Source organism: Pseudomonas sp. BS3782 TE3695, assembly GCF_050435305.1.
GTDB lineage: Bacteria > Pseudomonadota > Gammaproteobacteria > Pseudomonadales > Pseudomonadaceae > Aquipseudomonas.
Map to the genome: position 1 here is coordinate 2,208,048 of NZ_JBNDKB010000001.1, position 13,689 is coordinate 2,221,736.

General features: G+C 60.0%; 10 protein-coding genes and 1 pseudogene. 5 read left to right on the top strand and 6 right to left on the bottom strand.

Going from position 1 to position 13,689, the window contains the following annotated elements; translation table 11 throughout:
• Positions 1 to 198: 198 nt before the first annotated feature.
• Positions 199 to 963: a methyl-accepting chemotaxis protein gene (locus ABH909_RS10020; RefSeq protein ID WP_411736823.1), complete on the bottom strand. Its 765-nt coding sequence runs from the start codon at positions 961 to 963 to the stop codon at positions 199 to 201.
• Between the two features lie 93 nt (positions 964 to 1,056).
• Positions 1,057 to 2,088, bottom strand: a pseudogene (locus ABH909_RS10025) (HAMP domain-containing protein); the annotation flags it as partial.
• 183 nt (positions 2,089 to 2,271) lie between these two features.
• Here ABH909_RS10025 and ABH909_RS10030 point away from each other — a divergent pair.
• The gene (locus ABH909_RS10030) at positions 2,272 to 3,759 is read left to right on the top strand and encodes a helicase HerA-like domain-containing protein (protein WP_429432762.1); all 1,488 of its coding nucleotides are present in this window, start codon (positions 2,272 to 2,274) and stop codon (positions 3,757 to 3,759) included.
• Positions 3,760 to 3,855: 96 nt separating this feature from the next.
• On the opposite strand, the gene ABH909_RS10035 is transcribed toward ABH909_RS10030, so the two are convergent.
• Positions 3,856 to 4,311: a DUF721 domain-containing protein gene (locus ABH909_RS10035; RefSeq protein ID WP_123357942.1), complete on the bottom strand. Its 456-nt coding sequence runs from the start codon at positions 4,309 to 4,311 to the stop codon at positions 3,856 to 3,858.
• 307 nt (positions 4,312 to 4,618) lie between these two features.
• Between ABH909_RS10035 and secA the strand changes: the two genes are divergently transcribed.
• From secA to ABH909_RS10055, 4 genes are all read left to right on the top strand, one after another.
• Positions 4,619 to 7,354 (top strand): preprotein translocase subunit SecA, encoded by a 2,736-nt coding sequence (gene secA, locus ABH909_RS10040; RefSeq protein WP_429432764.1) that lies wholly within the window; start codon positions 4,619 to 4,621, stop codon positions 7,352 to 7,354.
• A gap of 119 nt (positions 7,355 to 7,473) precedes the next feature.
• Complete coding sequence (gene argJ / locus ABH909_RS10045; protein WP_429432766.1) at positions 7,474 to 8,691, top strand: bifunctional glutamate N-acetyltransferase/amino-acid acetyltransferase ArgJ; 1,218 nt, start codon at positions 7,474 to 7,476, stop codon at positions 8,689 to 8,691.
• 164 nt (positions 8,692 to 8,855) lie between these two features.
• The gene (locus tag ABH909_RS10050; RefSeq protein ID WP_429432768.1) at positions 8,856 to 8,984 is read left to right on the top strand and encodes a hypothetical protein; all 129 of its coding nucleotides are present in this window, start codon (positions 8,856 to 8,858) and stop codon (positions 8,982 to 8,984) included.
• Entirely contained in the window at positions 8,981 to 9,925 is a 945-nt protein-coding gene (locus tag ABH909_RS10055; RefSeq protein WP_429432770.1) for a Nudix family hydrolase, read from the top strand. Before ABH909_RS10050 ends, ABH909_RS10055 begins: the two co-directional genes overlap by 4 nt.
• Positions 9,926 to 10,065: 140 nt before the next feature.
• Here the strand turns inward: ABH909_RS10055 and ABH909_RS10060 are convergent, their stop codons facing one another.
• From ABH909_RS10060 to ABH909_RS10070, 3 genes are read right to left on the bottom strand one after another with little or no spacing between them, the layout of a single operon-like run.
• Positions 10,066 to 10,647 carry a cob(I)yrinic acid a,c-diamide adenosyltransferase gene (locus tag ABH909_RS10060; protein WP_429432772.1) on the bottom strand — a complete coding sequence of 194 codons (582 nt, stop codon included), beginning with the start codon at positions 10,645 to 10,647 and terminating at the stop codon, positions 10,066 to 10,068.
• A gap of 2 nt (positions 10,648 to 10,649) precedes the next feature.
• Positions 10,650 to 12,686 carry a sensor histidine kinase gene (locus tag ABH909_RS10065; RefSeq protein WP_429432774.1) on the bottom strand — a complete coding sequence of 679 codons (2,037 nt, stop codon included), beginning with the start codon at positions 12,684 to 12,686 and terminating at the stop codon, positions 10,650 to 10,652.
• Positions 12,687 to 12,731: 45 nt separating this feature from the next.
• The gene (locus ABH909_RS10070; protein ID WP_429432776.1) at positions 12,732 to 13,649 is read right to left on the bottom strand and encodes a putative 2-dehydropantoate 2-reductase; all 918 of its coding nucleotides are present in this window, start codon (positions 13,647 to 13,649) and stop codon (positions 12,732 to 12,734) included.
• Positions 13,650 to 13,689 lie beyond the last annotated feature (40 nt).

A 13,689-nucleotide genomic window follows, 5' to 3' on the forward strand; every position in this document is an offset into this window, starting at 1 on the left:
AGATGTTCGGTTGGGGTTTTGCGGCGAAGCCAAGGGCTTTGGACGTGGGTGTGGCGAGGGAGCTTGCTCCCGCTCGGCTGCGAAGCAGTCGCAAATCAGCCGGTGTGTTCAATCTGACACACCTTTGATTCCGATTTTGGGGCCGCTTCGCGACCCAGCGGGAGCAAGCTCCCTCGCCACAGTGTCCGTAATCAGGCTCTAGATGCGGAAACTGCCCACCAACTGCTTCAATCGCGAAGCCTGCTGTTCAAGGTCCGAGCATGCCCGCAACGTCGATTGCAGGTTTTCCACGCCTTCCTGGTTCAGCGTATTGATCTCGGTGATATCCACGTTGATTGATTCAACCACCGCCGTCTGTTCCTCGGTCGCCGTGGCCACGGACTGGTTCATGCCGTCGATTTCGCCGATGCGCAACGTCACACTGTTCAGCCGTTCACCGGCCAGGTTGGCGATTTCCACGCTGTCCTGGCTGTGGCGCTGGCTGTCGCTCATGGTGCTGACCGATTCGCGGGCGCCCACTTGCAGCTCCTCGATCATGGTTTGCACCTGTTGCGCCGACTCTTGTGTGCGGTGCGCGAGGTTGCGCACTTCGTCGGCGACCACGGCAAAACCGCGCCCGGCTTCACCGGCCCGCGCCGCTTCAATGGCCGCGTTGAGCGCCAGCAGGTTGGTTTGCTGGGAAATGCTGGTGATGACTTCGAGAATCTGCCCGATGTTCACGGTTTTGCTGTTCAGCGATTCGATATTGGTGCTCGAGGCGCTGAGCATGCTCGACAGCTGATTCATCGCGGCAATGCTGCGATCCACCACTTGCTGGCCATCTTCGGCCAGGCTGCGCGCGTCGCTGGCCTGACTTGACGCTTGCGCGGCATTGCGGGCGATTTCCTGGGCCGCGGCACCGAGCTGGTTGATTGCCGCGGCAACGCTGCTGGTGCGCGAGGCTTGCTGGTCGGAATTGAACATCGACGAGTTCGAGGCGGCCACCACACGCAGGGCTACTTCGTTGACTTGGCCGGTGGCCGAAGACACTTCGCGGATCGAGGTATGAACCCGCTCCACGAAACGGTTGAACGCCGTGCCGAGGATGCCGAATTCGTCCTGATTTTGAATGGTCAGGCGCTTGGTCAGGTCGCCTTCACCGTCGGCGATGTCTTCCATGGCGCGGGTCATGACGTGCAGCGGCTGGATCAGAATGCGGATTAGCATGCCGAGCAGGGCGATGATGATTGCCACGGCAATCAGGGTGGCAACGACCGCCGAGGCGCGGAACTCGCTGAGCATTGAGAAGGCTTTGTCTTTATCCACCGACAGACCGATGTACCAATTGACCGAAGACAGGCCTTTGATCGGGGTGAACGTGACGATGCGAGTCTTGCCGTCGACGTCGATTTCACTGAGTTCGTTGCTGATGCGCGGGGTATTTTTCGGGTACGCCTCGCTCAGGGACTTCATCGCCAGGGCTTTGTCCGGGTGAACCAGGATCTTGCCATCGGCGCTGATCAGAAAGGCGTAACCCATGCCGTCGAAGTCCAGCGCGTTGAGGCTGTCGGCGATCACCTGCAAGCTCAAGTCGCCACCGACCACGCCGATGCTTTGACCTTCCTTGAGCACACTGTTGACGATGGAAATGACCAGTTGGCCGGACGCCAGATCGATGTACGGTTCGGTCAGTGCCGAGCCGCCGGTGCTCTGGGCGCTCTTGTACCAGGGCCGGACGCGAGGGTCATAGCCGTCGGGCATCTTGCTGTCAGGGCGGATGATGAAGGTGCCATCCTGGTTGCCCAGATAAGCGCCCATGAAGGTTGAGGTCACGGCCTTCTGCTCGAGCAATTTGGAGACATTGTCGATGTTGGCGTTCAGGGCGACGTTTTGTGACAGGTTTTCGATCAGCAGGCTGCGTCCGGCCAGCCAGGTCTGGATATTGTTGGCCGTTACGCTACCCATTTCTTGCAGATAGTTGTCCAGGTCGTTGCGTATCGCATTACGCTGCAGATAATCGTTGTACAACGTGAACGAAGCGAAGGCGGCAATAACGATCAGGGCGGCGGCAAGCAGTATTTTATGGCTGAAGCGCAGATTTTTATTCATGGCTTGGGGTCCGCTAAAGTCTTAATGTCCAGGGCGTACTTTTATTAAGGCGCGCAAAATGGGCAGTGTTGAAAGTAAGCTGATATTTCCACCTCTCCTTAGGGAATTAGCGACGCTATCTTCAGTCTGGTCTCTCGCTTGTTATCGGCCATGAAGGATCAAAGATTAACCATGGGTGACAAAATGCCTGATTCATCGCAACTCCTTATCGGCGCTGACCTCGCGGGCCAGTCCATCGCCCAGGCCATGCGCCTGGCCAACCGTCACGGGCTGATAGCGGGCGCTACCGGGACCGGTAAAACCGTCACCTTGCAGCGCCTGGCCGAAGCCTTCAGCGATGCCGGCGTGGCGGTGTTCGCAGCGGACATCAAAGGCGACCTGTGCGGCCTGGGCGCTGCCGGCAATCCTCAAGGCAAAGTCGCCGAGCGGATCGCCGGCATGCCTTGGCTGAACCATAAGCCTCAGGCCTATCCAGTGACCCTGTGGGACATTAACGGTCAGTCCGGTCATCCACTGCGCACAACCTTGAGCGAAATGGGCCCGTTGCTGCTCGGCAGCCTGCTGGAACTGACCGACAGTCAGCAGTCGGCACTCTATGCCGCGTTTAAGGTGGCCGACCGCGAAGGGCTGTTGCTGTTGGATTTGAAGGACTTGAAGGCGCTGCTCAATCACCTGCGCGACAGCCCCGAATTGCTGGGGGATGACGCGGCGCTGATGACCACTGGTTCCAGCCAGGCGCTGTTGCGCCGTCTGGCGACGCTGGAACAGCAAGGCGCCGAAGCATTGTTCGGCGAACCGGCGCTGCAGTTGGAAGACATGTTGCAACCGGCCCTGGATGGTCGCGGGCGCATCCACTTGCTCGATGCCAGCCGTCTGGTGCATGAAGCACCGAAGGTCTATGCGACGTTCCTGCTTTGGCTGCTGGCCGAACTCTTCGAGCAACTGCCGGAGCGCGGCGATGCCGAGAAACCGCTGCTGGCACTGTTTTTCGACGAAGCGCACTTGTTGTTCGCCGGTACGCCCAAGGCGTTGCAGGAGCGTCTGGAACAAGTGGTGCGGCTGATCCGCTCGAAAGGCGTGGGCGTGTATTTCGTCACCCAATCACCGGGCGACTTGCCGGATGATGTATTGGCTCAATTGGGGCTGCGCATTCAGCACGGTTTGCGTGCCTTTACCGCCAAAGAGCAGAAATCCCTGCGCGCGGTGGCTGACGGTTTCCGGCCGAACCCGGCATTTGAAGCCTTGTCGGTATTGACTGAATTGGGAATCGGCGAGGCGCTGGTCGGCACCTTGCAAGACAAGGGCACACCCGGGATGGTCCAGCGCGTGTTGGTTGCACCGCCACAATCGCGGATCGGGCCGCTGACCGAGACCGAACGCACCGTGCTGATCGCCGGTTCGCCGTTCAAGGGGCGTTACGATAAACCGGTCGATCGCGAATCGGCTTATGAAGTGCTGATGGGGCGCAAAGGCCTGGCGCCGGCTCCTGAAACCGCGCCGGGCAAACCTGCACCTGAAGAGCCGAGTTTCACCGAGCAGGCCGGGGAATTCCTCGGCACAGCGGCAGGCCAGGCGTTGAAATCAGCGATGCGACAGGCGGCCAATCAATTGGGCCGACAATTGGTACGCGGGTTGATGGGCTCATTGCTCGGTGGCAGCAAACGCCGCTGAAAATCAAAAGATCGCAGCCTTCGGCGGCGCCCACAGGCGCGTAGGAGCTGCCGAAGGCTGCGATCCTTTGATCTTTGCTTTTAAATAATCTTGCTTTTAAACCTTGGGTTTGGCGTGAGCCGCCAGCCGTTCGAGGGCCGCCCGCAGGTTCGGGTCGGTAATCCCGTCAGCCGTCGCCTGAATGGTCGCCGCCGCGTCGGTCGACAAATTTATCGTATGCCCCGCAGCCCCTTGCTGAACGGTAGGCGGTTGAACCTTGAACAGAATCCGCGTCAGGCTGGCGAACTCATCGAACAGCTGTAATTGCCGTTGCAGACGCTTTTGTTGATAACGCAGGCGGGTGGCCCAATGGCCGTCGGTGACAATCAGCAATAAACTGCCTTCGCGCCACGACGCCACATGGCAATGCTCGCGGGCAGCTGGCTGCAACTGACTTTCTACCAGACGTTGTAAATGACCCAGGCGTTGCGCGTGGCCAAAAATGGCTTTCAGCGGTTTGGCTTCGCGAAGCAGAACGGCGGGTGCTCTGGCCGTAAGAGGGCGAAATGCCATGATCAGACACCTGAAGTAACAGAGCGGCCATGGTAACAGAAAGCACCCGCTGCCCCCGACCCATTGCTTTGCGAGCGCTTTACCCATTAAATCAACAAGTAACTTGTGCCCTCAATGGGTTGAAGTTCAGCAAAATGCCCTTATTTCAAGTGAGCCCCGTCATAGCGCAGTGCATGCATCGTGGAATAACGCCACTTTCCTCACCATCGTTTCCGGGTAGAATACTCGTTCGCATGCGGCCATGAGGGCTGCACGGGCGACTCACGGGGCCGCCCTCCATCCCTTTAGTGTGGAAGATCCTGCCGATATGTTTGCGCCTTTGTTAAAGAAACTTTTTGGAAGCAAGAACGAGCGTGAAGTCAAACGCATGCTCAAGACGGTGCAGCTCGTCAATGCCTTCGAAGAGCAAATGGTGGCCCTTTCGGACGATCAATTGCGTGCCAAGACAGACGAGTTCAAGGCCCGCCTCGCCAAAGGGGAAACCCTCGACAAGCTGTTGCCAGAAGCCTTTGCGGTCGCCCGCGAAGCCGGTAAGCGCGTCATGGGTATGCGTCACTTCGATGTCCAGCTGATCGGCGGCATGACCTTGCACGAGGGCATGATCGCGGAAATGCGTACCGGTGAAGGCAAGACCCTGGTGGCGACACTGGGCGTTTACCTCAATGCGCTGTCCGGCAAGGGCGTGCACGTTGTGACGGTGAACGACTACCTGGCCCGCCGTGACGCCAACTGGATGCGTCCGCTCTACGAATTCCTCGGCATGACGGTCGGCGTGGTCACCCCATTCCAGCCGCCGGAAGAGAAGCGTGCCGCCTACGCTGCCGACATCACCTACGGCACCAACAACGAATTCGGTTTCGATTACCTGCGCGACAACATGGCGTTCAGCATGGAAGAAAAATTCCAGCGCGAACTCAATTTTGCCGTGATCGACGAAGTCGACTCCATTCTCATCGACGAAGCCCGTACCCCGCTGATCATCTCCGGTCAGGCCGAGGACAGCTCCAAGCTGTACATCGAGATCAACAAACTGATCCCGCAGCTGGAATTGCACGTCGAAGAAGTCGAAGGCGAAGTCACCAAGGCTGGCCACTACACCGTGGACGAGAAGTCCCGCCAGGTCGAACTCAACGAAGCCGGTCACCAGTTCATCGAAGACATGCTCACCCGCGTCGGCCTGCTGGCTGAAGGCGAGAGCCTGTATTCGGCACATAACCTCGGTCTGCTGACCCACGTTTATGCTGGTTTGCGTGCGCATAAACTGTTCAATCGCAACGTCGAATACATCGTGCAGGACGGTCAGGTCGTACTGGTCGACGAACACACCGGCCGCACCATGCCGGGTCGCCGTTTGTCCGAAGGCCTGCACCAGGCCATCGAAGCGAAGGAAGGGCTGAACATCCAGGCTGAAAGCCAGACCCTGGCGTCGACCACGTTCCAGAACTACTTCCGTCTGTACAACAAGCTGTCCGGCATGACCGGTACCGCGGACACCGAAGCGTTCGAATTCCACCAGATCTATGGCCTGCAGGTCATGGTCATCCCGCCGAACAAACCGTTGGCGCGTAAAGACTACAACGACCTGGTGTTCCTGACCGCCGAGGAGAAATACGCGGCGATCATCAATGACATCAAGGAATGCATGGCTCAGGGTCGTCCGGTGCTGGTGGGTACCGCCACCATCGAAACGTCCGAGCACATGTCCAGCCTGCTCGTGAAGGAAGGCATCGAACACAAGGTTCTGAACGCCAAGTTCCACGAAAAGGAAGCCGAAATCATTGCTCAGGCCGGTCGCCCGGGCGCACTGACCATCGCCACCAACATGGCCGGTCGTGGTACCGACATCCTGTTGGGCGGGAACTGGGAAGTGGAAGTCGCTTCGCTTGAAAACCCGACCCCTGAGCAGATTGCCCAGATCAAGGCCGACTGGCAGAAGCGTCACCAGCAAGTGCTGGAGTCGGGCGGTTTGCAGGTGATCGCTTCCGAGCGTCACGAATCGCGCCGTATCGACAACCAGTTGCGTGGTCGTGCCGGTCGTCAGGGCGACGCCGGTTCCAGCCGTTTCTACCTGTCGCTGGAAGACAGCCTGATGCGCATCTTCGCCTCTGACCGGGTGAAGAACTTCATGAAGGCGCTGGGCATGCAGTCCGGGGAGGCGATCGAGCACCGCATGGTGACCAACGCCATCGAGAAGGCTCAGCGCAAGGTTGAAGGCCGCAACTTCGACATCCGTAAACAACTGCTCGAGTTCGACGACGTCAACAACGAACAACGTAAAGTGATCTATCACATGCGTAACAGTTTGTTGGCCGCCGACAACATCGGCGAAACCATCGCCGATTTCCGTCAGGACGTGCTCAACGCCACCGTCAGCGCACACATTCCACCGCAATCGCTGCCTGAGCAATGGGACGTGGCCGGTCTGGAAGCGGCGCTGCAGAGCGACTTCGGTGTAGCGCTGCCGATCCAGCAATGGCTGGACGAAGACGATCACCTCTACGAAGAAACCCTGCGCGAGAAGCTGATGAACGAGCTGATCGCCGCGTACAACGAGAAAGAAGACCAGGCCGGTGCCGAAGCACTGCGCACCTTCGAGAAGCAAATCGTTCTGCGCGTACTGGACGACTTGTGGAAAGACCACCTGTCGACCATGGATCACCTGCGTCACGGCATCCACTTGCGTGGTTATGCGCAGAAGAACCCGAAGCAGGAATACAAGCGCGAGTCGTTCACCTTGTTCTCGGAACTGCTGGATTCGATCAAGCGCGACTCGATCCGTGTGCTATCGCACGTACAGGTCCGCCGCGAAGATCCGATCGAAGAAGAAGCTCGCCTGCGTCAGGAAGCCGAAGCACTGGCTGCGCGCATGCAGTTCCAGCACGACGAAGCGCCTGGCCTGGAGCAACCGGAAGTGTTGGGTGAAGAGGTCGACGTAGCCCTCGCCACCGCACCGGTGCGCAACGAGCAGAAGCTGGGCCGTAACGAGCTGTGCTACTGCGGTTCGGGCAAGAAGTTCAAGCATTGCCACGGGCAGATCCAGTAAACCCGTTTCATACGCTGAAATACCGCGCCGCGACCGGCTTATGCCGTCGCGGCGTTTTGCCATTTAAACCACCGACGCCCCGACGGCGGTGCAGACATCATTTATTAAGGAGCGCATTCATGGCTGTTGGTCTTGGTCCTTTGCCAACGTTGCACCCGGTTGCCGGTTTTGAACTCGGTATCGCCTCGGCCGGCATCAAGCGCCCGGGGCGCAAGGATGTCGTGGTCATGCGCTGTGCCGAAGGTTCCACGGTCGCGGGCGTGTTCACTCTGAATGCCTTTTGCGCCGCTCCCGTTATCCTGGCCAAACAACGCGTGCAAGGCCCGGTACGTTACCTGCTGACCAACACCGGTAATGCCAACGCCGGTACCGGCGAACCAGGCCTGGCAGCTGCCGAGCGCACGTGCGCCAAACTGGCTGAGCTGACCGGCGTCGATGCAGATCTCGTGCTGCCGTACTCCACCGGTGTGATCGGCGAGCCGCTGCCGGTCGAAAAAATCGAAGGCGCGCTGCAAGCCGCCCTCGACGACCTGTCGGTCAATAACTGGGAGGCCGCCGCCACTGGCATCATGACCACTGACACCCTGCCCAAGGGTGCCAGCCGCCAGTTCCAGCATGATGGCGTGACCATTACAGTCACTGGCATCAGCAAAGGTGCGGGCATGATTCGTCCGAACATGGCGACCATGCTTGGCTACATCGCCACCGACGCCAAAGTCTCCCGCGATGTACTGCAAAACCTGCTGCTGGACGGCGCCAACAAGTCGTTCAACCGCATCACCATCGACGGCGACACCTCGACCAATGACTGCTGCATGCTAATCGCCACCGGTCAGGCCGCACTGCCGGAAATCACCTCTGCCAGTGGTGAATTGTTCGCCAAGCTGAAGCAGGCCGTGTTCGAAGTGTGCATGGACGTGGCCCAGGCCATCGTGCGCGACGGCGAAGGCGCGACCAAGTTCGTCACCGTGGAAGTCAACGGCGGCGGCAATCACCAGGAATGCCTGGACGTCGGTTACACCGTGGCCCACTCGCCGCTGATCAAGACCGCGCTGTTCGCCTCCGACCCGAACTGGGGCCGCATTCTGGCCGCCGTGGGCCGTGCCGGCGTACCGAACCTGGACGTGAGCAAGATCGACGTATTCCTCGGTGACGTGTGCATCGCCAGCCGTGGCGCTCGCTCCGCTACCTACACCGAAGCCCAGGGCGCGGCGGTGATGCAGCAGGAAGAAATCACCATCCGCATCGAGCTGGGGCGCGGCGATTGCAGCGAAACCATCTGGACCACTGACCTGTCCCACGAATACGTGAAGATCAACGCCGAGTACCGTACGTAAACAAGGTCCGGACCGAGTCGCGCCCTTCGCGAGCAAGCCCGCTCCCACATTCGATCGCACTTCTTCTGGAAGAACTCGGTCAACTGTGGGAGCGGGCTCGCTCGCGAAGGTGGCCGACCAGACACCAAAGATTCTGGTCCATCCCCTATCAAAAGGTCCCGAACATGAGCCTCCACCCGATCATCGGCGACAAACTGCATTCTTTCTGGTCCCCGCGCGACCTTGAAACCCTCTACCAATGGCCGGCCTTCAAGGCTCGGCACAAGGCTGACCTGGAGGCAATAAAGCAGTGAAACGAGTTCACGTAGCCGCTGCGGTTATCCGCGATAGCAACGGCAAAATCCTTATTGCCCGCCGTGCCGACACCCAGCATCAGGGCGGTTTGTGGGAGTTCCCCGGTGGCAAGGTCGAGAATGACGAATCCGTCGAGATGGCCCTGGCTCGCGAGCTTCACGAAGAGTTGGGCATTGTGGTCATCACCGCGCGGCCGATGATCAAGGTCCGCCACGATTACCCGGACAAACAGGTGTTGCTGGATGTCTGGGAAGTATCGGCGTTTACCGGCGAACCCCATGGCGCCGAAGGTCAGCCTTTGGCCTGGGTGACCGCGCGGGAACTGGTGGATTACGAGTTTCCGGCCGCAAACCAGCCGATCGTCGCCGCTGCACGCTTGCCCGGCGACTACCTGATCACCCCGGAAGGCCTGGAAACCCCGGCCTTGTTGCGCGGTATTCAGAAAGCCATCGCTGGCGGCATCAAGCTGATTCAATTGCGCGCGCCCAACGGCTACGACCCGCAATACCGCGATCTGGCGGTGGATGCGGCGGGGCTGTGTGCCGGCAAGGCGCAGTTGATGATCAAGGGGCCGTTTGAATGGCTGGGGGACTTCCCGTCCGCCGGTTGGCACATCACCTCGGCACAGTTGCGCAAGTACGCGGCGGCCGGGCGTCCGCTACCGGCGTCACGTTGGTTGGCAGCGTCTTGCCACAACGCTGAAGAACTGGCGCTGGCCGAGCAAATGGGCGTGGACTTCGTGACCCTGTCGCCGGTGCAGCCGACGCAGACACATCCGGACGCGCTGCCATTGGGTTGGGAACAGGCTTCGACGTTGATCGAGGGCTTCAGCAAACCGGTGTTTTTGCTGGGAGGCGTTGGCCCGGCAGAGCGGCAGAAGGCTTGGGAATCAGGGGCGCAGGGTGTGGCGGGGATTCGGGCGTTTTGGCCTGAAGCTTGATTTTGCATTGAGGCTACTGGCCTCTTTCGCGAGCAAGCCCGCTCCCACATTCGATCGCATTTCTTCTGGAAGAACTCGGTCAACTGTGGGAGCGGGCTTGCTCGCGAAGGCTGCTTATCAGACGAAAAACATCTTCCTGATTAAACCCCGGGTTTCGCAGCCGCTTGCCACAAAATCTCGGCAACCCCCTGACGCTTGGCAATCAGCCGTGCCGCCACAAACAACAAATCCGACAATCGATTGATATATGCCAGCCCAACCCCGGCCAATGGTTCGATCGCATTCAACTGCTGACAGCGCCGCTCGGCACTGCGCGCCAGGCAGCGGCATACGTGAGCCTGGGCGATCAACGCCGAACCGCCGGGCAGAATGAAATTCTCCAGCGGCCCCAACTCTTCATTCCACACATCGATTGCCGCTTCGAGCCTCTCGACTTCTGCCGAATTCAAGGCCTGATACACCGGCATCGCCAGTTCGCCACCCAGGTCGAACAACCGATGCTGGCAGGGCGCCAACACCTCGATCACTTCGTTCAGCCCCGGGTATATATCACTTTGCGCTGCCAGCCCGGCCAACAACACACCCACCTGGCTGTTCAGCGTATCGACTTCGCCAATGGCTTCGATGCGCGGATGGTCCTTGGGCACCCGGCGGCCATCGCCGAGCCCTGTTTCGCCTTTGTCGCCAGTGCGGGTGTAAATCTTCGACAAGCGAAAGCCCATGGTTACCTCGACAGCTGATTGAGTTCTTGAGAGACCACCGGAGTGCCCGACAACGGCAGGCGCAAGGTGAAACAGGTGCCTTGGCCCGGTGTCGATTGCACTTCCATCTGGCCTTTATGGTTGTTGGTGATGATGAAATACGAGACCGAGAGCCCAAGGCCGGTGCCCTGACCGATTTCCTTGGTGGTAAAGAACGGCTCGAACGTACGTTTGCGCACACTCTCGCTCATGCCGATGCCGTTGTCTTCGACCTGAATTTCTGCCCACGGCGGGTTCAGTTTTGTACGCAGAGTGATCCGCCCCGGCTCGCGGTCGTCGGTACGTTGATGAATGGCTTGCGCGGCGTTTTTCAGCAGATTGAGCAGCACCTGCTCCAGTTCGTTGGCAGTGCCGGGCACCGGGCCCAGTGCCGGATCGAACTGCCGAATGATCGCCTGCCCCTTGAAATCGAAACCGATCGCCAGGTCGAAGTCATTGCCGGCGATTTCCACCGCTTGATCGATCAACGCCGGCAAATCGCAAGGCGCCATCTGCCGGGTGCTGCGGCGGCTGAAGCTGAGCATGTGCGTCACGATTTTCGCCGCCCGGGCGCCAGCCTGTTGAATGCCATCGAGTAACTGCGGCACTTCGCGAGCTTTCAGATACTGGTTGACCGTTTCCAGCTCAATGCCGAGTTGCTCGGCCTGTTCGAGGTTTTTCGGCAGATCGGGTGACAGGCGCCGGCGAATGTTCTGCACGTTGTGCAGGATCGCACCCAGCGGATTATTGATCTCGTGGGCCATGCCGGCGGCGAGGCCACCCACCGAGAGCATTTTTTCCGACTGCACCATCATTTCTTCCAGGGACAGCCGCTGAGTGATGTCGTCGATCCGGATGACCACACCGCGCCCGGCACCCCCCATCAACGGGTAGAACGTCAGGGCGTAGTGCCGGGGCTCTTCGTCCTTGAGCCAGGTAACCCGTTCGATCTTCGCCACCGTGTGCTGCTCGACGGTTTGCCTGAGCTGCGGCAGGAACGGCTTGAGCGGTTCGAAGGCGAGGAAGATCGGTTGGTTCAAGGCTTCGGCGAGGCGCGTGCCGGACAGGGCGCTGGCTTCCTGATTCCACTGGGTCACATAGAGCTGCTCGTCGAGGGCGATCAGGGCCGACGGCATGGAGTCGATGATGCTGTTGAGGTAATTCTGGAAACCGGTGAGTTTCTTTTCGATCTTGCTGCGCACCTGCACTTCCAGTTCCAGCTTGCGGTTGGTGTGACGGGTTTCTTCGGCCAGCCCCTGGGCTTGGTCGTAAGCAGCCTGGGAATCATCGCGGGCACGCTTGAGCTGCTGCTCCCGGGCTTCGATGCGCGAGAGCATGGTGTTGAACGCTTCGGCGAGGCTGCCGATTTCATCGTGGTTGCCGCGGGAGGCGCGCAGGGCGTAGTTCTCTTCCCGGGTCACTTGCCGGGACAACTCTTCGAGCTGATGGATCGGCCGGGTGATCAGGCGTTTGATCTGCCGGGCGATCACCAGCCATAACAGCACGCTGAAAATCAGAATCCCCAGGCTGGCGGTGAGGGTCCCGGTATAGAACGCCATCGGCAATTCGCTGCTGGCCACCAGCAGCAAATGCCCTGGCGCGGTACCGGGGCGAGGCAGGGTGATCACTTGGTTGCTGCGAAACTCGGTGGCTTGCCAGGCTTCCAGATGCCGGAAATGCTCCGGTAGATGGAGCTCGTCTCCCTGCTGCAGCTGCGCCAGAAGCACACCTTTTCCGTCATAGAGCGCTGCTGCACGCAACGGTGTATAGCTGTTGAGCTCGTTAAGCAGGCGCTGGGCGGTTTGCGGCGACTTCAAGGCGTCGGAGATCAGGCTCGGGTTGGACACCAGTCGGCCGATGGTCTGCAAGGCTTGGGGGGCCATGCTTTCCTGGGAAATGTAATAGGCGGCGCTGATAAAGGTCAGGTTGGCGACCAGCAAAACGGTGGTCAACAGCACCAGCAGGGCGGCCAGCAATTTCTGGCCGACTGGAAGGTTTTCAAGGCGCTGGCGCAATGGCATCAGGTTCATCGCTGAAAAGGAACAAGTGGCCAGCGTAGCCGCTGCTCAGTCGCTGGGCAATCCAAGGCTGCGCAGATGAGCAATCAGGCGCTCCTGCAATTGACTGAGATGGGGCAGGTTCAGCTGATGCCGCGACGCGACTTTGCAAGCATGGCCCAACAGGTAGCTGATTTCGGTGCGGCGCTGACTCGCGACGTCCTGGTACATCGAGGAGAAATTGGCCGCGGTGGCCTGGATCACTCGTTCGACTTCCTCCCGGAGGTTTTGCGCCGCTGCCGGTTGGCCGCAGCGCTCAAGCAGCTCGGTGAGCTCGGCGCACAGGGTGGCGACTTCGCAATGATGTTGCTGCAAACCGCCGTTGCGGCATTCGTGCAGCACGGTCAGCGGGTTGATCGCACAATTGAGCGCCAGTTTTCGCCACAGCCTTGTGAGGATATCGGTGCTCCACTCATGAGGAATACCGGCGGCGCTCAAGTCCTCCAGCCAGATCGGTGCTACCGGATGGCCCGCATCGCCCAGCCAGGTGTAGCCGTGACCGGCGAACACCACGCGCCAGTCGCCATCGCGAAACGCGCCTTCGGTGCTGGAGGCGAAGATGCAGCGCGCCTGAGGCACCTGCGCGGCAACCGCGTCCTGACTGCCGAGGCCGTTCTGCAGCAGGATCAGTTCGGCGTCCGGTGTCAGGCGATGGGCGAGGCGGGCCACGGCTGTTACGGCGTCGTAGGCTTTACAGGCCACCAGCAGACGGCTGATGGGCTCGTCACTGTCAGCTGTTTCGCCGGGCACCGGATACAGCTGCGCTTCGCCGTGTTCGATCAGCGTCAAACCGCCCGCCGTCTGATAGGACTGCAGGCGTGTCGCGTCCCGCACAATCAGCCTGACCGGCACATCCGCCCGCGCCAGACGTGTGGCCCAAAGGGTGCCGAGGCTGCCGGCACCCAGAATATGCCAAGGAGTGGACATCAGCTTTTTGCTCGGTTTGACGCTGGCATGTGAGGCTCGC